The organism is Acinetobacter tjernbergiae DSM 14971 = CIP 107465 (assembly GCF_000374425.1).
In the GTDB taxonomy this organism is placed as follows: Bacteria; Pseudomonadota; Gammaproteobacteria; order Pseudomonadales; family Moraxellaceae; genus Acinetobacter; species Acinetobacter tjernbergiae.
Map to the genome: position 1 here is coordinate 1 of NZ_KB894377.1, position 21338 is coordinate 21338.

At 37.5% G+C, this 21338-nt stretch carries 14 protein-coding genes and 1 pseudogene; 10 read left to right on the plus strand and 5 right to left on the minus strand.

The window, feature by feature from the left end; translation table 11 throughout:
• Positions 1 to 223: IS1/IS1595 family N-terminal zinc-binding domain-containing protein (locus tag C502_RS0115835; RefSeq protein ID WP_018678676.1), on the minus strand; the 223-nt coding region annotated here is incomplete at its 3' end.
• Positions 224 to 284: 61 nt separating this feature from the next.
• Here C502_RS0115835 and C502_RS19670 point away from each other — a divergent pair.
• A pseudogene (locus C502_RS19670) lies at positions 285 to 398 on the plus strand (DUF2799 domain-containing protein); the annotation flags it as partial.
• Positions 399 to 851: 453 nt separating this feature from the next.
• Here the strand turns inward: C502_RS19670 and coq7 are convergent.
• Both coq7 and C502_RS0115845 read right to left on the minus strand, forming a co-directional pair.
• Entirely contained in the window at positions 852 to 1487 is a 636-nt protein-coding gene (gene coq7, locus C502_RS0115840) for a 2-polyprenyl-3-methyl-6-methoxy-1,4-benzoquinone monooxygenase (RefSeq protein WP_018679765.1), read from the minus strand.
• A gap of 3 nt (positions 1488 to 1490) precedes the next feature.
• A complete protein-coding gene (locus C502_RS0115845; RefSeq protein WP_018679766.1) occupies positions 1491 to 2813 on the minus strand; it encodes an MFS transporter in 1323 nt (440 codons plus the stop codon).
• A gap of 159 nt (positions 2814 to 2972) precedes the next feature.
• Between C502_RS0115845 and C502_RS0115850 the strand changes: the two genes are divergently transcribed.
• The 7 genes from C502_RS0115850 to C502_RS18430 all read left to right on the plus strand — a co-directional run bounded on the left by C502_RS0115850 (position 2973) and on the right by C502_RS18430 (position 16455).
• Positions 2973 to 5696 (plus strand): autotransporter assembly complex protein TamA, encoded by a 2724-nt coding sequence (locus C502_RS0115850; RefSeq protein ID WP_018679767.1) that lies wholly within the window; start codon positions 2973 to 2975, stop codon positions 5694 to 5696.
• A 48-nt stretch (positions 5697 to 5744) separates the two neighbouring features.
• On the plus strand, positions 5745 to 10250 hold the full coding sequence (locus C502_RS0115855) for a translocation/assembly module TamB domain-containing protein (RefSeq protein ID WP_018679768.1): 4506 nt from the start codon (positions 5745 to 5747) through the stop codon (positions 10248 to 10250).
• A 134-nt stretch (positions 10251 to 10384) separates the two neighbouring features.
• Positions 10385 to 10867, plus strand: coding sequence for a DUF4124 domain-containing protein (locus C502_RS0115860; RefSeq protein ID WP_018679769.1), 483 nt, complete (start codon positions 10385 to 10387; stop codon positions 10865 to 10867).
• Between the two features lie 102 nt (positions 10868 to 10969).
• On the plus strand, positions 10970 to 11329 hold the full coding sequence (locus tag C502_RS0115865) for a hypothetical protein (RefSeq protein WP_023274669.1): 360 nt from the start codon (positions 10970 to 10972) through the stop codon (positions 11327 to 11329).
• Positions 11330 to 11588: 259 nt separating this feature from the next.
• Positions 11589 to 14228: a bifunctional aconitate hydratase 2/2-methylisocitrate dehydratase gene (locus C502_RS0115870; RefSeq protein WP_018679771.1), complete on the plus strand. Its 2640-nt coding sequence runs from the start codon at positions 11589 to 11591 to the stop codon at positions 14226 to 14228.
• A 61-nt stretch (positions 14229 to 14289) separates the two neighbouring features.
• Positions 14290 to 14625: a hypothetical protein gene (locus C502_RS19590; protein ID WP_018679772.1), complete on the plus strand. Its 336-nt coding sequence runs from the start codon at positions 14290 to 14292 to the stop codon at positions 14623 to 14625.
• A 153-nt stretch (positions 14626 to 14778) separates the two neighbouring features.
• Positions 14779 to 16455 carry an ATP-binding protein gene (locus C502_RS18430; RefSeq protein ID WP_018679773.1) on the plus strand — a complete coding sequence of 559 codons (1677 nt, stop codon included), beginning with the start codon at positions 14779 to 14781 and terminating at the stop codon, positions 16453 to 16455.
• A 68-nt stretch (positions 16456 to 16523) separates the two neighbouring features.
• Here C502_RS18430 and C502_RS0115880 read toward each other — a convergent pair whose 3' ends face one another.
• Complete coding sequence (locus C502_RS0115880; protein WP_018679774.1) at positions 16524 to 17981, minus strand: DASS family sodium-coupled anion symporter; 1458 nt, start codon at positions 17979 to 17981, stop codon at positions 16524 to 16526.
• 241 nt (positions 17982 to 18222) lie between these two features.
• Here C502_RS0115880 and C502_RS0115885 point away from each other — a divergent pair, with 241 nt between their 5' ends.
• Together C502_RS0115885 and C502_RS0115890 are read left to right on the plus strand one after the other, a co-directional pair.
• Positions 18223 to 19206, plus strand: coding sequence for an ion transporter (locus tag C502_RS0115885; RefSeq protein WP_018679775.1), 984 nt, complete (start codon positions 18223 to 18225; stop codon positions 19204 to 19206).
• A 185-nt stretch (positions 19207 to 19391) separates the two neighbouring features.
• Entirely contained in the window at positions 19392 to 20000 is a 609-nt protein-coding gene (locus C502_RS0115890; protein ID WP_018679776.1) for a DUF2238 domain-containing protein, read from the plus strand.
• A 28-nt stretch (positions 20001 to 20028) separates the two neighbouring features.
• Here C502_RS0115890 and C502_RS0115895 read toward each other — a convergent pair whose 3' ends face one another.
• Complete coding sequence (locus C502_RS0115895; RefSeq protein ID WP_023274671.1) at positions 20029 to 21234, minus strand: MFS transporter; 1206 nt, start codon at positions 21232 to 21234, stop codon at positions 20029 to 20031.
• Positions 21235 to 21338: the final 104 nt, after the last annotated feature.

A 21338-nucleotide genomic window follows, 5' to 3' on the forward strand; every position in this document is an offset into this window, starting at 1 on the left:
CACCAAATAAGCGTTGCATGCCTCTTAAACTACCTCGTTCAAGATAAGTATTCATAATGAGTTCTTTTTGCTCTTCTGTGTATTTGATTTTAGGTTTGAGCACACTTGATCGACCACAATCTTTACATCTGAACTGTGCATTCCCACTTTGGTTGTGCCCATTCTTATAGATATTTGCTGATTGGCAACGGGTACATACATAGCTTATCGTTTCTATGATCATATTTAAGGTCTATTGCTCAGGCGTTTCCATTTTTATTCTAGATTAAAACACGTTGATTTTGGACACTACCAAGCGTTTATATGATTTGCGTATCAATAGTAGCAGAGTGCAATCTCGTTATCAGGATGCGGTACGGAATTTAGAGCGTTTCAAAGCTGAGCGTGGACTTCGTTAATTTCAATTATATTTTTAGATCAACCTAATAATTATCATATTGATCATTAAATGAATACTGACAGATTCCTAAAATGAGATGAAAGATACAACTAAAAATTATTTTTATAAGATGTTCTACATGCCGTGTAATGAGCTCTATGCATGCTCATCATATAGAGCAGTAATTAGAACATTCGTGTGGTATGCAGATTACAGAAATGTAAGGATGTGATATTGATGAAATCAACGAAAACACACAAAAGTAGATATTGTTGAGCAAAAAACACCATGTCTACAAAAGATGTAATTGCTAAAAAAGAATCAATGAATTGCTCGAAAATTAGACGATAGACAAGTGGTTCTTATTAAGATCGTCAATTATAAATCAGCTTATATCCAATTGAAACTTGGTTGATAATTAATCTAAGAAAATAAAGAGAACTATCTTAAATAGCTCCCTTTATTTATTATTTTATAAATAATAACTTGTTTTGGTCATGAGTTTTGAGATCGCAGTCATGGTAATACGAACTGGAACGGGTAAGTCCACGCCACCCGCTTTTAAGGCTGTATCACGATGATTTAACTCATCTTCATTCATTTGTTCCAAAATTTTACGTGAACGGTCATCATGTGCAGGAAGTTGTTGAAGGTGTTCCTGTAAATGTTGGCTGACTTGACGTTCAGTTTCAGCAACAAAACCTAAACTATACTTATCACCTGCAATGCCTGCAATTGCGCCCATACCATACGATAAACCATACCAAACAGGGTTTAAAACACTGGTATGACTGTCTAATTCTTTTAAACGATCTTCACACCAAGCCAAATGATCTTGTTCTTCGATGGCTGCTTGCTGCATTTCTTCACGGACATGTGGTAGTTTTGCCGTAAGTGCTTGACCATGATAAAGTGCTTGGGCGCAGACTTCACCACTATGGTTGACACGCATTAAACCTGCTACATGGCGAGCATCACTTACGCATAATTGTGACGGTTCATCATTTGCTGGATTCGTCCGCTGAGCAGTGGTTGCACCTGGCACCAAACTACGTAAAGCCTGATCGAAAGAATTAATAAGTTTATCGAGACCTGTGTAATGACGCATATATTAATCCTCTAAAGTATTCGGCGCATTTTCCAATAAAGGTTTTAAGCGTTTTAATAACCAAAATGAAAAAATTGCACTTAAAACAGCCGTAATCGTGAATAAGATTTTAATATCAATTTTTAAAATACTTAAGATCAAAATTGAAAAAATAGCAGAAGAAACCATAAATACCGCATTGAGAATATTATTTGCGGCAACAACACGTGCACGATGAGAACGTGGGGAGTAAGCTTGCATCATGGCATAAAGTGGCACGATGTAAAAACCACCACTAATCCCAAGTAAAGTGACTGCAAGCATGACATGGTAATACACAGCACCTTGAGTAAAAATATCTTTTAAGCTGAGTAAATCACCCGTACGCTCAGGTACAAACGAGAGGCTCGCTGCCAAATACAGGGCAAAAATGGTTAAGCCAATTGCTCCATAAGGTACCATTTTGATATTAATTTCTATGCCACCTATTTTGCGGCAAAGTAACGAACCTATACCAATTCCAACGGAAAAAAAGGTCAAAAGTAAGCTAACAACATTTTCTGAAGCGTGAAGATTTTGCAATGTCAGCTGTGGAATTTGGGTTAAATAGGTTGCTCCATAAAACCAATACCAAGAGTTGCCGAGTAGAACGATGAAAATGACTGGAATACGCTTTGCGTATGTTAAGGTTTCTAAACTGGTTTGTATAAAATTCCAATTGATTTTTAAGTCAGGTGCAGCCACTTTTTGAGGGAGGATAAAGCGACTACATAAATAGCCTAAGCAGGCAATAGTGATAACAGTAATACTAATCCACAAGAGATTACCTTCAGAGGTGGCAATCACAGCACCACCTAAAACCATACCTAACAAAATAGCAATTGATGTACCAGATTGAAATAAAGCATTTCCTGACATTAATTCTTGCGGTTTTAATATTTCAGGCAATATAGCGTACTTGATCGGGCCAAAGCAGGTGGAATGGGTTCCCATCAAAAAAAGTGCCAATAATAGCAGCCATAAATTTCCCAGTAAAAAACCCGCTGAACCGATAAGCATAATCACAATTTCTAATATTTTAATGAAGCGAATGAGTTGTGAGCGTTCATATCTATCAGCAATTTGCCCTGCCGTTGCTGAAAAGAAAAAATAAGGCAAAATAAAAAGTAGTGCAGCTAGATTATTTAAAGTACTCACAGGCGTGTTTTGCTGCTGAATCAAACCATAAGTAATAACTAATAGAAGTGCTTGCTTATAAACATTATCATTCAGTGCTCCAAAGAATTGGGTGAGAAACATCGGTGCGAACCGACGTGAGGTCATTAACTGCTCATCTTGTTTCATCATGTGTTCACTTCATTGTGTTTTATAAAAAAATGTGACGAACTGTAAAAATGCAATAAAATGCATGTATGATACTTTCATGTTTGATTGGATGAAAATCAAAGATTTGAAGTTATTTCACCCGTCAAAAACGATAAATTAAAAATAAGTTTAGAGTTCTACATGCTATCTAATGCTAATTTTAAACAGTTATTACTTGTCCATTCTATGCATTTAATTTTTAAAATGCAGAGTTTTCATAAACTTATTTGTAGTACTTTTTTAATTAGTTCTTGCGTATCAGTGGTTTATGCAAAAGAACAAATTTTAGATGTGTCCAAAAATGCAACAATTGATATGTCACTTGATCAAGTTCAGCCACCACAGTTAACAGAGAGTGCTGTATCAAATTTAAAAATAGAAACCAACCAATCTAGTGAAAAGTTAATTGAAAAAGATAGTTTATTGGCATTAAAACAACAAGAACAAGCAGTCAATCAAATCAATGAATTAAAACCAATTCAGTTTCAAGATAATTTAGAAAACTTACCGGTTATTACCGTTGATCAAAGTATGGCAAATGAGATCTTTCGAGTTGCAGAAGATGCAAAAAACCAAGCACAAGCGTATAGAGAAAATATGTCTAAAACTCCACAGGTTTTAGTGAGTGATACTTCTCAAACGGAACTTGTAGAACTTGGTAAAGCACCTATAAATATTGATCAACTGATGCAGGACATTCAAACGGACAGCAAAATTGTTGTTGAAGCCAATGAAACAGGTCGAACATTAGCTGCATTTCAAACACAAAGTGAGTCGCAAGCTGAAAAAGTAGGATTTTTTAGGAAAATATGGAATCGCTTTCACCCAGAAAACTTACTAAACGTTGAGAAAGTTCCACGTATTACTGCAGATATTGTTGGAGCACCGCCTGTTTTAGCAGCTAATATTAAAGCGAAACTTTCGAGTTTTACTCAAGAAGCTTTTGAAGATTTTAATGTTGCTTTACCGCAATTAAGATCATTAACCAACCAAGCTGCTCAAGCCGTGGGTTATTATAATGCTGAGTTTAAATTTGAACGAGTAAGTGATATTAAGGTTAAAGTTAATGTTACGCCGAATGAACCAATTGTGATCAAAGAGCAAAATATAGAATTTTCTGGAATGGGTGAAAAACTACCTCAATTCCAAGTGATTCGATTGGTTCCTGAACAAGACGAAGGTGATATTTTTAATCATGGTAAGTATGAAACGACCAAGAACAAGATCGTAAGTGCAGCAACAGACAATGGTTTCTTTGATGCTTTTTGGAAATTACATGATGTTAAAATTAGCCAACCTGCAAAAGTAGCTGATGTTAATTTAAAATATGAGACAGGCGAGCGATATAAACTGAAACAAGTTGAATATCGGATGAGCGATCCAAGTAAACCCCTACCATTAACTCAAAAAGTTTTGGACAGCTTAGCACCTTGGAAAGACGGTGATGATTATGCTTTTTGGCGTGTGAATGCTCTAGCAAATAACTTGACCAATACTCGTTATTTTAATTATACCTTAGTGGATACGATTAAACCTGATCCAATCCAGCCCCCTTTGGAACTAGCACCAGATTTACAAGCATTGGTTGATCAACAAAAAATTCAACAATCGCAACTGTTGAATAGCCAACAGAAAGCTGAATTGGCACGTCAAAAAGTTACTTCCGATCAAGAAGTCACTCAGGATCTTGTGGATGAATCACAATTCTCAGGTGGGCAAGCGCCACAAGCCTATGCTTTGGCACGTAGTATGCCCTTAGCACATGAGCATGAAGATGATGACGATGAACGTCAAAAGCTTGAAGAGCAAACTAGAATTGAGAAAAAAATCCCAGTTGTTGTGACATTAAACGCTGATAGATTGAATAGTTTAGAAACGGGTCTTGGTTATGGCACAGATACAGGAGCACGTATTCGTAGCCAATATCGCCGTGCAATTGTGAATAAATATGGGCATGCTTTTGATGCCAATATTGAGGTATCGCAAATTCGTCAATCTATAGATGGACGTTATAGTATTCCCTATAAACATCCGTTAAATGATTATTTTAACCTTGTTGGGGGTTATGAGCGTGAAGAACGTGATGATATTGGGCCAGACATAAATTTATTGGTGGAATCTGCGGTATTGGGTGGAGAGCGCGTCATTAAAAATCCGCTTGGTGATTGGCAACATACGATTGGCTTACGTTATCGTTTAGACCGTTTGACAAAAAAAGGTGATGTTAATATAGATGAACTTCCTGATGCCTTTAAAGTTTCAGGAATAGATTCTGAGCAAGAGTCTTTATTATTTGGCTATGAAGCATCGAAAACGAATTCTAATTCACGGTTGAATCCAACAATTGGCTTTAAACAAACATACAAACTTGAATTGGGTACAGAATCCTTACTTTCAGACGCGAATATGGCAATTGTATCGGCAGGTTGGCGGTTTATTTATTCATTAGGCGAGAATGCTGATCATCAATTTGTAGGGCGTGGGGATGCAAGTTATATTTTTACGGATGACTTTAGCAAAGTACCTTATAATTTACGCTTCTTTACAGGTGGAGATCAGTCGTTACGTGGTTTTGATTATAAAAGTTTATCACCAGAAGAAAACGGTTTTAAAATCGGTGGGCAAGCCTTAGGGGTTGGCTCTTTAGAATATAATTATCAGTTTAAAGATGGTTGGCGCGCGGCAATTTTTTCAGATTTTGGTAATGCCTATGATAAACAGTTTAGTAATCCGACGGAGTATAGTATTGGCGTTGGGATTCGCTGGAAATCACCAATTGGTCCAATTCGATTAGATGTGGCTTCAGGAGTTTCAAATGATAACAATCCAATTCGATTGCATTTTTTCATTGGTCCACAACTTTAATAATTTTTAAAAAACCCTTCGAGAAGGTCAAACAATTTCAGGTTGATTATGACGGAAGTAGAACAGCAACTAACACCACCAGTTGAACCAAAACAAGAACGGCGCATTATTCGTAGTATTGCGCTGATCTTGCTGATCATACTTTTATTATTGGTGAGCTCTTTAATTGTCATGATCTCTACTGATAAAGGGAGTCGCTTCCTATTAGATCGTGTTCTACAAAGTCAGAAAATGATTCGCTATGAATATGAAGGTGGAAATTTGCTCCGAGGGATCATCCTCAAAAACATTTTAGTTCAATTGAAAGCGGTTGATGTCTCTTTAGATCGAGCAGATGTTTCTCTTGGATGGAGAGCTATCCTAAATAAAGAAATACATTTAAGTCATGCTGATGTCCAAAACTTAAAAATTATTAATAAAAAACCACCATCGGGTCAACCATTCGCTTTTAGTGCGATCAAACTTCCATTTATATTGCGTGTCGATGAAGCGACCTTAGACCATCTTGAAATTAAGACTCAAACAGCAAAAGTCGGTTTTAATGATATTTATCTCAAAGATGCTTTGTGGTCTGGAACAAAATTAGCGTTTAAAGACTCTAAAATGGATATGGGCTATTTGGCTGTCAAAAATGCCACTGGGCAAATGGATTTTAGTGGGAAATATCCAATCAATGCGAAAGCTGATCTGACGCTTCCATCATTAAAAAGCTTAAATATTCATACCATTAAGGTAGTTGCAGCAGGCTCATTAGATACATTAAAGGCTGGTGTTGCGACGGAAACGCCTGATTTGCTCACAGGCTGGGCGGTGATACATCCTGTACGTGATCATGTCCCAATGCAAGGTGAATTAATATTCAAAAACTATCATTTACCTTTGTTGAAAGAACAGAAGTTATTTGCCAAAGATGGCGTTGCACGATTCAATGGTGATATTCAAAAATTGGTTTTAAGCCTAGATACTGATTTGAAAGGCGAACAAATACCAGAAGGCAAATATAATGTATTAATGGATACTGACTTAAAGAATCAATTGAATATTCAAGATTTTAATGGTCAGTTAATGGGCGGCTCTGTTGCTCTCAAAGGTTTAGTGAATTGGCATAAACATGTTTCATGGGATATTAAAGGGCGTTTAGATCGCTTGAATCCCAAAGATAAGACTGTGCCGAAAATTGCTCAGGATTTCTTACCGCCTAATTTGGATGCAAATCTGAGTTCATCTGGGTCAATGGAAAAAGGTTTGGCACTCAATGCACAGCTTGCTTTTGATCAATATGAAACTTGGGCTGTCAAATTAAATCAAGCTGCATCTAAAGATCACAAACCACAGCCAATGCTGTTAAATGTTGCTTGGAAAGATATAGATCGTGCGGTGCCATATATTGGTTGGTTGAGTAGTGACGAAGGTCATACCGATATTGCATTAAAACAAGGTCAACAAAATATCTATGTTTCTACGACTATCAAACCACATGAAAAAGCGTTATTGCCAACAGGTCAATATGATGCTCGTCTTGACTTAAAAGCCAATTTTCTTAATGTCGAAAATTTTCGTTATCAAGCGCTAAAAGGTAGCTTATCTGGGCAGGCTAAAGTTAAATTACCAACAGAAAAGCAACAACTTACATGGCAGGCACAGCTTAAAGCAGAGAATTTTAATCCCCAAACGGTGGTTGCCGCTGCACCTGTCAATTTATTGAATGGCGATATCAAAGCAACGGGTTTTGCAAAACCAAATCAACAAATTATCCAACTTGAACGGATTGATTTAAAAGGTCAGATTGTTCAATCGGGTCGTGTCGAAACTGTTGCTTTAAAAGGCAAAAGTACTACGGCGTTATTATTTAATGATCAAAAGTTGGGTGGTGGTTTTAAAAGTTTTGCAGTGGGTTACGATGGTTCACTCAACGCTCTGAACCAAGGCAATGGCTTGTTAAAAATCAATATTGCAGGTACGCCTGAGTACATTAAAATCAATGAACTAAAGCATGATGGTGTTGCAGGTAAGGTTTTTGCTACGGGTGCTATTAACCTAAAAGACAAATTAGGTTGGGACATCAATGCATCCTTGGTACGCTTTAAACCGCAATATTTTGTTTCTAGTGTTCAAGGTGAACTCTCGGGGCATGTTAAAACACAAGGTATTTGGTCTGAGAAGCTTAAACGTATTGATATTCGTGATCTAAATGCAGCAGGTTTTCTCAATAACAAACCTATTCGTGGACGTGGAAATCTCTCGTTATTGTTAGATTCCAATCAAAAAGGTTTCTTACCACAACAGTTTGAAGCCAATAATTTATTTTTTGCCTATGCACAAAATCAATTACAAGCGACAGGAAATGCACAAAGCTTAAAAATTAAGTTAAATGCACCTGCCTTATATGAACTTTATCCAGGTCTGCAAGGTCGGGCATATGGAAGCTTAAATGTTCAATCGCAACCACGTTTAAAGGCAACCGCAAATATCGCTGTTGATAATTTTGCATTCAACGAATTGGCAAGTATTCGGTCGCTACGTATTCAAGGTGAATTGCCAACTTCAGAAGCGACACCGACCTTGTTGATTGCGAAAGTTGATCATTTGCGTAGCGGCAATCGTGAAATTGAAGATGCAACAATCAACTTGGGGGGTACACGTAAAGCCCATGTACTGAAAGTTGAAAGTAACAATCGTCAATCTAACTTCTATGTACAGCTTGCAGGTGGTTTTAACCAAAACAATGATTGGTTAGGGCAACTACAAAAAGGTCACTTTAAATCACGCCTTATTGATCTAGTCCAAAATCAAAGCGCACCGATCATATATTCTACCGCTCAGTCTGAATTATATATTGGACAACATTGTTGGCAGAGTTTAGGTAGTCAGGTCTGTCTTGATCAATCTGCACGAATTAGCAAGGCAAAAGGTAATTTTTCTATCATTACTAAGAATTTAGATTTAAATGACTTTGCTGCATTTATGCCTGAGGGGCTGGCGGTTACAGGTCAGCTAAATGGCTATGCTCGAGCGACATGGGCTGTCGATAGTCGTCCGAAACTTGATGCGCGCTTGGTTACACGTCAAGGTAAAATAGGTTTAGCAGCGGATGATCCGCAAGATATCGCGACAACTGTCACGTATGACGAATTAAGTTTAATTGCCAAAAGTGTCAGTGATGGATTGTTATTTCGTGTGGATATGAAAACACCAGATATCGGTACGGGTTATGCCAATGTGATTGTGAATCCTTTCCAGAATGGAATGCCAATGCGTGGTGAAGTCGCTTTCGATGATGTTCAGCTCAAAGTCTTTAAACCCTTTATTAAAGATGTACGTTCAATGGCTGGCACATTAGCACTGGCTGGAAAAGTCAATGGAACACTAACTCAACCACAATTTACAGGTGAAATGCGCTTAAAAGATGGTGCGATCAGCATGATTTCATTGCCTGTTAATTTAAATAATATTCAGCTTTACTCATCTATTCGCCAAGATTCAGCCAGTATTGATGGTGCATTTAATAGTGGACAAGGTGTTGGTCGTTTAAAAGGAAGTTTTGATTGGAAGGATGATCCACATCTTGCATTAACTTTGAAAGGCGATAATCTATTGATTCGTCAAGCCCCAATGATTACTGCGATTGTACAACCTGATTTAAGTTTGGATGTTTACCCACTGGATCAACGATTGAGTTTGAAAGGAACGATTGATGTACCTCGTGCGCGTATTTCTATGCCTGAAACAACAGCTGTGGTTGTGAATGTTTCACCAGACGTTCGTGTCGTTAAACAAGGACAAGATTTGTTAGCAACATTAAAGGCAGCAAAACCGTGGGATATACGGGCGGATATGACTTTGACTTTGGGGAATCAAGTTATTTTCCAAGGTTTTGAAAGTAATATTCCATTGGTTGGGCGGTTACATTTATCACAACGTGGTTTAGAAACGGCGATGCGTGCAAATGGTGCGATTGGGGTCAGTCAAAAAGTGAAGATCGAGGCCTATGGTCAAAGTCTTGATTTAAATCGTGCGATTGCTCGTTTTAATGGGCCATTAGCTAACCCAACCTTAGATATTGATGCCAATAAATCTGTTCAAGGTAGTATGGTTGGCTTACGCGTTACAGGAACGGCTACTGTACCTAATATTCAAATTTATAATGATGCAGGATTATCAGAACAAGAGGCTTTGAATGCATTGGTGACTGGACGTATCAATGAAGGAAGTAGTGGTTTGAGTAATACAGAAGGCTTTAAGTCTGATGTGAATAACACAATTGCTGCAGCTGGTATTAGTATGGGCTTAGGTGGAACGCGGGCATTAACCAATCAAATTGGTCGAACCTTTGGTTTAAGTGGTTTAGCACTTGATGCACAAGGAACTGGTGATGATACACAGGTCAGTTTGACAGGCTATATCACGCCAGATCTTTTTATTCGTTATGGTATTGGTGTATTTACCCCAGTAAATAAATTGACCCTACGTTATCAAATGAATCGCCGTTTATATTTGGAAGCGAGTCAGTCTTTAGAGCGAGCAATAGACGTTTTCTATAATTGGCGCTTTTAAGGTCAACAAAAAACCTGTTTCTATGAAGATGGAGCAGGTTTTTTTATTTGTAGATATTTTAGAATAAAAATATGGTAAAATTTTATTAAGTAATTGAAATTTAAAGATTTAATGACATTTTTTGGAGGAATGGGATGAAACCTGTCACTTTTAGCCAGTTTTTGGCAATCATTAGTTTGGGGATACTCAATTGCGTATCTCAAGTAAATGCAGCAGAGTATTATAAATGGGTAGATGCAAAAGGCGTTACCACTTATTCTGCGACACCACCACCTAAACAAAAACAAGACCCACAACTTGATCCTACCAAGAAAAATCTTAATGCAATATCGTCTACGACGACTGGAAATCCATCATCAGTATCGAATTTAAAAGAACAAAAAAATACGGTAAATACCAATACTTCAACAACTAAAGTTGTAGCAGCAAATACAGTAACAATGAATCCGAAATTAGCAGCATCAACGGAAATACTTTTCGCTGTCAAAAATTGTAATGGTGTGAGATGTTGGGATGCAAAAGGTAAGCATTATAATTTAGTTGCTGGAAATACCTATCTGTCAGCAAATGGGGGAAAATGTTTAAAAATCGGAAATAACATGCGTTGTAGTAAATGATTTGTATATTTTTATTACGAGCCATACAGATTTGAAAGCTTCTTTTTGCAAAATTAACCAGTTTCAGTATGATGTGTGCATCAAATTAGTCGCAGTATGATGATGAAGAAAGTTTTATTGATTGCAATAGGTTTGGTTCTCGTTGCTTGTGCAGATAAAAAACCATTAACTCCGGCAGAACAGTGGCATGGCTTTTGTGTAAGTGTGGGGAATGCAGCACGTTCAATTACTTTAGATCGCCAAAATGGAATTGAACACAAGCAAGCAATAGAACATGCGACTAAAATTGAAGATGAAACAACACGTAAATTTATTTTTGAAATTATTGAGACGGTATATGCGTTACCTGTTGACCAGCTCAAGGCAAATCCTGATGCAGAACGTGAACAATTGAAGCAAAAATTTACAGCGCAATGCTTAGCAACACCACATGATAAGCTACCAAAGTATAAATCATTTTAATGGATTCACAGAAAAGACAACACGTGTTGTCTTTTTTTATAGATCTAATCTATTGTTTTATTGGGCTTTGATCTAAGACCAAAGCGGTATTCAAAAGAGACGAACATTTCGCTATAAAATAATGGGCATCACGTAGAAATACGGTAGTTCCATTAACATTTAACTCGAAGTCTAGTAAAATTTTAATGTCCATATTACTTGTAAAGCTTGTAGCAAGCTGGAACTTACGAGTAATTTTTTAAAAAAGAGGAATAACACTGTGCTAGAAGCTTACCGCCAACACGTTGCAGAACGTGCCGCACTCGGAGTCCCACCGAAGCCGCTTGATGATGCTCAAACTGCTGAACTTGTAACTTTATTAAAAAACCCACCAGCAGGTGAAGAAGCATATTTAGTAGATTTGCTTGAAAACCGTGTTCCAGCAGGTGTTGACCAAGCTGCTTATGTTAAAGCTGCTTTCTTGGCTGCTCTAGCAAAAGGCGAAGCAACTTCTCCACTTGTAACTAAAGAACGTGCAGTTTACTTACTAGGTACGATGCTTGGTGGTTATAACGTTGCTCCTTTAGTTGATCTTCTTGATAATGCTGAGCTTGCTGAATTAGCAGCAGAAGCATTAAAGAAAACACTTCTTGTATTTGATGCATTCCATGACGTAGCAGACAAAGCAAAAGCAGGTAATGCTTCAGCTAAAGCTGTATTACAATCTTGGGCTGAAGCAGAATGGTTCACAAGCCGTGCTGACGTTCCAGAAGAAATCAAAATCACTGTGTTCAAAGTAACAGGTGAGACCAATACGGATGACTTGTCTCCAGCTCAAGACGCTTGGAGCCGTCCAGATATCCCATTACATGCAAATGCAATGTTGAAAAACGAACGTGATGGTATCAACCCTGAAAAACCAGGTGAAGTTGGTCCATTAAACCAAATCAAAGAATTGATCGCGAAAGGCAACCAAGTTGCTTACGTAGGTGACGTTGTTGGTACGGGTTCTTCTCGTAAATCTGCAACTAACTCTGTACTTTGGTTCTTCGGTGACGAACTTCCACACATTCCAAACAAAAAAGATGGTGGTGTGTGCTTAGGTTCTAAGATCGCTCCAATTTTCTTCAATACAATGGAAGATGCAGGTGCATTACCTGTAGAAATCGACGTTGCTAACATGAACATGGGCGACGAAGTTGTATTGAAAATTGATCATGCTGCTGCAAAAGTAACTGCATTCAAAGATGGCGTACAAATCTCTGAAGCTGAACTTAAAACGCCTGTACTTTTAGATGAAGTACGTGCGGGTGGTCGTATCAACTTGATCATCGGTCGTGGTTTAACTGCGAAAGCGCGTGAAGAATTAGGTCTTGCACCTTCTACTTTATTCCGTACGCCTGTACAACCTGCTGACACTGGTAAAGGCTTTACACAAGCTCAGAAGATGGTTGGTCGTGCATGTGGTTTAGCTGAAGGTCAAGGTATCCGTCCAGGTACTTACTGTGAACCTAAGATGACAACTGTTGGTTCTCAAGATACAACTGGTCCTATGACTCGTGATGAGTTAAAAGACTTAGCGTGCTTGGGCTTCTCAGCTGACTTAGTGATGCAGTCTTTCTGTCACACTGCTGCGTATCCAAAACCAGTTGACGTAACAACTCACCATACATTACCTGACTTCATCATGAACCGTGGTGGTGTATCTTTACGTCCAGGTGACGGTATTATCCATTCTTGGTTAAACCGTATGTTGCTTCCAGATACAGTTGGTACTGGTGGTGACTCGCATACTCGTTTCCCAATCGGTATTTCATTCCCAGCGGGTTCAGGTCTTGTTGCGTTCGCAGCTGCAACTGGTGTTATGCCACTTGATATGCCTGAATCTGTACTTGTTAAGTTCAAAGGTAAAATGCAACCTGGTATCACTCTACGTGACCTAGTACATGCAATTCCTTACTATGCAATTCAAGCGGGTGACTTAACTGTAGAGAAGAAAGGAAAGAAAAACATCTTCTCTGGTCGTATCCTTGAGATCGATTTATCAGAAATGGAAAATGACTTGACTGTTGAGCAAGCGTTCGAACTTTCTGATGCTTCTGCTGAGCGTTCTGCGGCTGGTTGTTCAGTAACACTTTCTGAAGAGAAAGTTGCTGAATACTTACGTTCTAACATCGTTATGTTGAAGTGGATGATCGCAGAAGGTTATGGCGATGCTCGTACTATGGCGCGCCGTGCTGAAAACATGCAGAAGTGGTTAGATAACCCAAGCTTGTTGAAAGCGGATGCTGATGCAGAATACTTAAAAGTTTACGAAATCGATCTTGCTGACATCAAAGAACCAATTCTTTGCTGCCCGAACGATCCAGATGACGCGAAACTTCTTTCTGATGTTCAAGGCGACAAAATTGATGAAGTATTCATCGGTTCTTGTATGACGAACATTGGTCACTTCCGTGCTGCGGGTCAGTTACTTGATAAAGTACCTAGTGGTTCATTGTCTACTCGTTTATGGTTGGCTCCACCAACGCGTATGGACGAGCACCAATTGATGGAAGAAGGCTTGTATAACATCTATGGTCGTGCTGGTGCGCGTACAGAGATGCCGGGCTGTTCATTGTGTATGGGTAACCAAGCACGTGTAGCTCCGAACACTACATGTGTATCGACTTCTACTCGTAACTTCCCGAACCGTTTAGGTCAAGGTGCAAATGTTTACTTGGCTTCTGCTGAGCTTGCATCTGTAGCTGCGGTTCTTGGTAAATTACCAAGCCCAGAAGAATATCAACAGTACGCGTCGCAAATCGACAGCGCTTCTGCTGACATCTACAAATACTTAAACTTCGACAAGATGGGCGAATATACTAAAGAAGCTGATCAAGTTGATACTAAGAAAATCCAAGCAGCTCAATTGACTTAATTTGTTGGTTTAGCTAAAAATAGGGGCTGAGTAATCAGCCCCTATTTTTTTGAGTATAAAAATGAATAGAATTTTAAATGTAAAATTAGAAAATTGTTTTGGTATAGGTAAGTTAGAGAAAGAATTTAAATTTACACCTAAAGAAAGAGCTCAGTTAATATATGCGCCAAATGGTACAATGAAATCCTCATTTGCTAATGTATTTGAATATCTATCTAAAGATCAAAATAGTGAGATAAAAGATAGAATTTTTTCTGAAAAAGTACCAATATGTGACATCAAATTTAATAGTCAAAATCTTAATAAAGATATGATTTTAGTTATTAATGCTGAAACAAAAGTATCAGAAAAATCTATAACAAAATTCATAGCGAAGGCAGAATTAAAAGGTCGATAAGATGAAATATTTGCAGAATTATTAGGCGAAAAAGCTAAATTTATAGTAGCACTGAAACGGCAATCAAGAAGTACAGATTGTGAGCGTGAGTTAGAAACTATATTCAGTAATGGGGAGACTTTTTTTGAATATTTATTAAGAATAGAAAGCCAATTGTTAGAGAAATATGAAGATTATAATTTTAAATACAATGATATTTTTGACAAAGGTAATAAAGTCAAAAAATTTTTAGAATCTAATGAGAACTTATTGGATGAATATCTAAAACGCTATACAGATTTATTAAGCCAATCTAAGTTTTTTAGTAAGTCAAATAATTCTTTTGGAACAACTCAGGCTACTAATTTACTAGATTCATTAAGCGATAATTCATTTTTTGAGGCTGGTCATAAAATTAGCATAAATGCAGAAGATTTTATTAATTCAAAAGATGAACTTGAGAGCCTGATACAGGCTGAAAAAGATCAAATTCTAAATGACAAACAGTTATTAATTAGCTTTGATAAAGTGGATAAAGCTTTAGCGAAAAATGCAGAGCTGAAAAGTTTCAAGAAATTGTTAGAGTCGAAACCAAGTTTACTTGTTGAACTAATAGACTTTGAAAGCTTTAGAGAAAAGATATGGTTGAGTCATATATCTGTAATTAAATCAGATGTGGATCAAATTATAAGCATTTATAAGGATCGGAAAAATGAGTTACAACAAATAATTAATAGTGCTAATGATGAAGTTGAAAAATGGAAAGAAACCATAGAGTTATTCAATTCAAGATTTTATGTCCCTTTTACTATAAAACTAGAAAATCAGTCTGATATAATACTTAAAAGTGATATTCCTAAGTTGAAGTTTGTATATAAAGATAGAGAAATCCCTGAAAATAATGAAAATGTTCTTTTAGATGTATTGAGTAGAGGCGAAAGCCGAGCATATTATATTCTTAGATTTTTGTTTGAGATTGAGTCTAGGTTGAGTTCAAATGAAGATTTGCTAATGATTTTTGATGATGTGGCAGACTCATTTGATTATAAAAATAAATATGCAATTATAGAATATATTAAAGATTTGCTGGAGAGACCTAATGTAAATGCCATAATTTTGACACATAATTTTGATTTTTACAGAACGGTAGCTAAAAGGCTATTTTTAAAAAAGTCTAGTCATATCGCAACTAAATGTAGTCAAGGTATTGTGCAGGTTAAACAGGGAAAATATTTTGAAGATGTCTTTAAAAGTATATTTGTAAAAAATTATCATATCAGAAAGAATTTTATTGGGGTTATTCCATTTGTTCGAAATTTATTTGAATATCTTAATAAAGATAATGAATATGTTTTCCTTACAAGTTGTTTGCATATTAAAAGTAATACTTTGAATTTGACAGTGCAAGATGTTCATAATGTTCTAATTCGTGCAATTCCTGAGAAAACTGATATTACGTTAGAATTTGCTAATCAAAAAATCATTAATCTAATTTTTAATGAAGCTGATTCACTAAAGGTTGGATTAAATGAGCATTCATCAGATTTAGAGGATAAGCTACTTATAGCAATTGCCTGTCGATTAAAAGCTGAAATTTATATGATTTCAAAATTAACCGATGATGAAAAAGTAGAGTTAAATCAGATTTTTGAGAACCAAACACAGAATTTATATCAGAAATGTAAAGATAAACAAATTGATGTTAATACTCTTAAAATTTTGAATAGAGTAAATTTAATGACTCCCGAACATATTCATATTAATTCTTTTATGTTCGAGCCATTAGTTGATATGTCTATGAATCATTTAATTAGTCTATATGATGAGTTGTCTGATATTTGTGCTGTATAAATATTGAAATTAAGTATGATTGGCTAGTTTTTAATAGCTAATCATACTTATAAAAGACTCTTTTCAAATCACCAATAACCCAACACTTTCCACCAAACTCCGCCAATCACCACAAAGATGATGATATTAACCACACTCATGACAAAGCCAGCTTTCCACCATTCACCCAGTGTGGTGTAACCTGAACCGAACACAACAGGAGACGTGCCAGTCGCATAATGGGTTAAGGTCATCATGATGCTAGAAGCCGCTGCCATTATTAATGCAAATAACATCGGTGGCGCACCTAACGCCAGTCCAGCCGTATAAAAGGCCGCGAACATAGCAGTGATATGTGCTGTGGTGCTTGCAAACATGTAATGTGCGTACAAGTAGGCGAGCATCAATAACAAACATGCAGGCATCCAGCTCAGACCTAAATGACCAATCCCAGTTTCGAGCACACCAGAGAACCACGTGATTAAACCGAGCTTATTTAAATAAGTCGCCATCATCACCAAGGCTGCAAACCAAGTGATGGTATCCCATGCACTTTTTTGCGTCAGGATATCTTCCCAAGTCAGTACACCCGTGAGCAACAGCAAAGCCAAACCAATAAAGGCAGTTGTGGTGGGATCAACTGCCCAAGCTGAACCGAAGATGATTGCAGGGATACCTGCCCATAACAGCAGCAAAATGCCAAACACACCGAGCATGATGATTTCGTTCTTACTTACCGAACCCATTTCTTTCAATTTGGTTTTGGCAAACTGAGCAGCATTTGGTGTTTCTTTGATTTCAGGTGGATACATCCAGTACATAATCAACGGCATGATAATCAGGGCAATTAAACCCGGTAATAACATTGCCAGTGCCCAAGTACTCCAACTCAAAGAAATTTCACTATTGGTTGCTTTTGCCACTAGATCAACCACCAACGGGTTAGGGGCGGTCGCTGTAATAAACATCGCAGAGGTGATTGGATTGGCGTGGTAATTCACCAATGATAAATATTTCCCCATACGACCCTCAGTGCCTTTAGCAGGATCAGAGTCATAACTGGTGGAAATCGCGCGTACAATCGGATGAATAATCCCACCGCCACGAGCCGTATTACTAGGTGTCACTGGCGCAAGAATCAGCTCGGAAAGCACCATGCTATATCCAATACCAATGGTTTTCTTGCCCCAAACGGCGATAAATAAATAGCCTAAGCGTGCACCCAATCCCGTTTTTTGCAAACCTTTAGAAATCATGATCGAAATACCAATCAACCAAATTAGGGGGTTAGCAAAACTACTGAGGGCATCTTGAATCGCGCCACTTGGACTATCATTGGTGACACCTGTTACGGCGACCAAAGTAATCGCAATGATGGCAATTGAACCAATCGGCATCGCTTTACCGATAATGGCAGCAATCACACCGACAAACATGGCCAATAAATGCCATGCATTAGGGTCGACACCTGAAGGAACTGGAATAATGAACCATATGAGGAGCGAAATGAATAAAGAAATAAGGGTTGGAATAGGCTTGAATCCCACGTGAATTCCCCTTGTTGTCATGGGTTTAATAAAATTTATAGTTGTGTATAAATGAGCATTTAAAAAATTTTCATTAAAGATTGATTATTAAAAGCAAAAGGAAAAAATTCAAAGGTAATTTTGTTTATAGAGCGTTATTTTAACTGATGAGTAAAATTATTGTCTTCGCTGAAAATCACTTATCAAATCACTAAGCAACGTGTTACATTTTTAGCTTGGTTTACATCATGATATGTACGGTATGGCTCAATTTTCATGGCAACGGTTGCGACTTTTTATTTATAACAACCTTCATAATGATGATTACAAAAGTACAATAAGTACTTGTATTAACTATTTATTAATTATTCTCATTATTGGTAATGTTGCTGCTGTTCTCCTTGAGTCAATCAATGAAATCTATAAGTTGTACCAACCTTATTTCGACTTATTTGAAAATATCTCAATCCTGATTTTTAGTGGAGAATATTTATTAAGATTATGGAGTATCGTCGAAAAAAATCCAGACGAGGCTGTATGGAAGCAGCGTATTCGTTGGATGAAAAGTGGTGGTGCGATTATAGATTTAATGGCGATTTTACCTGCATATCTTAATTTCTTTGTTCATATCGATTTACGTTTTTTACGAGTTCTGCGTTTATTCCGCTTACTCAAACTGACCCGATATTTTGTTTCATTACAGATATTGTTAAGGGTAATCCAACGAGAAAAAGGTTCGTTCCAAGCCGTTATTTTTATTTTGGTGATTATGATTGTCATGACTGCATCAGCAATCTATGTCGTTGAAAATAAAGCTCAGCCAGAAGCGTTTAGTTCGATTCCACAAGCCATGTGGTGGGCGGTAGTCACATTGACGACAGTGGGTTATGGTGATGTGACACCTGTGACCAATTTAGGTCGAATACTTGGTGCATTTATTACTGTTTTAGGTGTCGGTATTGCAGCTTTACCCGCGGGTATTTTAGCATCAGGTTTAGCAAATGAATTGAATCAACGTAATCAACGGCTTGAGCAGGAGTTTCGAGAAGTTCTGCAAGCGAAAGGTTTAGATTTATTACACAATCAAGATGAAATAGAACGCATCCGTAAAAAGGTTGGATTACCGAAAGAACAAACCCATGAAATCATTATGCAACTGATGAGAGAAAAATTCTTAGAAGAGCAGGAACAAGAGAAGAAATCTTATCGTTTCTGTCCGCATTGTGGTGAAAAACTTTCGGAATAAATTAGAACGATGGGATGGCCTTGCTGTGATGAATTGTTCTTATTTGCAATGATAGATTGAAGCTGTTTTAGCACTTACTTAGAATCTTTGGTTTTCAAGATGAAACCGAAGATTCATCTCAAGTTTTTTATCTTTATGATTTGAATAAAAAATTCCATTATTGTATATAGAGGGGCTAGGTTGAGATGAACCAAAAACAGATATTATTGTTTGCGACCAGTATTTTAGTGTTATTTTTAAGTTACTCAGGTATTCAACCCTATGACCGCGCTACATGGTTAATGGAGGTTTTACCTGTTCTTATTGCATTACCCATATTATGTTCGACCTATAAAAAGTTTCCATTGACGAATCTTTTATACATTTTGATTTTCTTTCATGCGATTGTTTTGATGGTGGGTGGGATATATACCTATGCTCGAGTCCCGTTGGGGTTTGAAATAGCAACATGGTTTGGCTTAGATCGAAATCCTTATGACAAGATTGGACATTTTATGCAGGGCTTTGTGCCTGTAATGGTTGCTCGTGAAGTCCTTATTCGAAATCATATTTTAGTCAAAGGAAAAATGCTAAGTTTTATTGTCATCTGTATTGTATTGGCGATTAGTGCAAGCTATGAATTGATTGAATGGGCGGCTGCATTGTCCTTAGGTCAAGGTGCTGAGGAGTTTCTAGGAACGCAAGGTTATGAATGGGATACCCAGTCAGACATGTTCTTTGCTTTGATTGGGGCGATCGTAGCCTTGTTGCTATTATCCAAATGGCATGATCGACAAATTGCAAAATTAATGTAGTCACTACATGAGATAAATGAATCTATCGCTAAGAGATAGATTCATTTTTGTGTGAATATTTGGCATAAGCTAATGCAATTAATAAGATCGCTAATCCACCTAAACTTAATACAAAACCAACCCAAATAGGCGCTAACCAACCCATATTGTGACTAAGTACCCATCCACCTAAGAATGCACCTAGAGCGTTGGCTAGGTTAAATGCCGAATGATTCAAAGATGCTGCTAAGGTTTGAGCATCGCCAGCAATATCCATAAGATGTGTTTGTAATGCACCACCTAAACCAATCACAGTAAAGCCAATCAGGAATAGAGCCAAGATAGCTGTGTAGAGATTACTCATCATAAAACTGGCAAAAACAAAGGCGAGTGCCGAACTGATCAAAATTCCGATCATGGTTTTAAATAGGCTCTTATCAGCTAACCAGCCTGTTACTAATCCACCGACCACCATGCCAACGCCCCAAATGGCTAGAGCAATCGGAACAATTTCAATATTGGCATGTGTATATTCGGTCAAGATGGGTGAAACATAGCTATAGACAGAGAACATGCCACCAAAGCCAATCGCACCGACAGCAAGTGTAAGCCACATATTGATATTTTTTAAACCTTCCAATTCAGCTTTGATACTGGCTGTTTTTTGCAGTGGAATATTGGGAACAAATAAGCCAACGCCAATTAGGGTAATGAATGCGATGACTGCAGAAAACTCAAAACCTGCTTTCCAACCGAATTTTTGACCTAGCCATGTAGCAATAGGCACACCAATCACATTGGCAATCGTTAAGCCCATCATAACTTGGGCAATCGCGGTCGCTCTACGTTGTTTACCTGCAAGTTCAGCGGCAACTAAAGCAGCGACGCCGAAGTAAGCACCGTGAGGAAAACCAGCGATAAAACGTGACACTAGCATTGCTTCTGATGTTGTTGCAAAGGCTGTTGCGGCATTGGCTAAGCCGTAAAATAGCATTAGGCTGAGCAATAAGGTCTTACGTGGAACTTTTGCACCCAAGATTGCAATAATGGGGGCACCAACCATGACACCGAGTGCATAAGCGCTAATGAAGTAACCTGCATGTGGAACACTTACATTTAAATCAGTGGCAATTTCTTGGATCAGACCCATTGCCACAAATTCGGTTGTACCAATGCAAAAACTTCCTATGGCAAGAGAGAAAATAACTAAGAATAAGGAGTAATTTTTGGTAGTAGGAGAACTGAGAACAGGCATAATATTTCAAAAATAATAACACCCAAGCATTATATTCAAGTGAATTTGAGAAAGGTGAAAGAGAACGTAATTTTTATGTTGATTTGCTGAATTCATTCAATTGA

What these genes read in the sequence shown, in the direction of transcription:
- coq7 (WP_018679765.1), bottom strand. Translation starts at nt 1,487, where the DNA reads ATGCGTCATTACACAGGTCTCGATAAACTTATTAATTCTTTCGATCAG.
- C502_RS0115845 (WP_018679766.1), bottom strand. Translation starts at nt 2,813, where the DNA reads ATGATGAAACAAGATGAGCAGTTAATGACCTCACGTCGGTTCGCACCG.
- C502_RS0115850 (WP_018679767.1), top strand. Translation starts at nt 2,973, where the DNA reads ATGCTATCTAATGCTAATTTTAAACAGTTATTACTTGTCCATTCTATG.
- C502_RS0115855 (WP_018679768.1), top strand. Translation starts at nt 5,745, where the DNA reads ATGACGGAAGTAGAACAGCAACTAACACCACCAGTTGAACCAAAACAA.
- C502_RS0115860 (WP_018679769.1), top strand. Translation starts at nt 10,385, where the DNA reads ATGAAACCTGTCACTTTTAGCCAGTTTTTGGCAATCATTAGTTTGGGG.
- C502_RS0115865 (WP_023274669.1), top strand. Translation starts at nt 10,970, where the DNA reads ATGAAGAAAGTTTTATTGATTGCAATAGGTTTGGTTCTCGTTGCTTGT.
- C502_RS19590 (WP_018679772.1), top strand. Translation starts at nt 14,290, where the DNA reads ATGAATAGAATTTTAAATGTAAAATTAGAAAATTGTTTTGGTATAGGT.
- C502_RS0115885 (WP_018679775.1), top strand. Translation starts at nt 18,223, where the DNA reads ATGGCTCAATTTTCATGGCAACGGTTGCGACTTTTTATTTATAACAAC.
- C502_RS0115890 (WP_018679776.1), top strand. Translation starts at nt 19,392, where the DNA reads ATGAACCAAAAACAGATATTATTGTTTGCGACCAGTATTTTAGTGTTA.
- C502_RS0115895 (WP_023274671.1), bottom strand. Translation starts at nt 21,234, where the DNA reads ATGCCTGTTCTCAGTTCTCCTACTACCAAAAATTACTCCTTATTCTTA.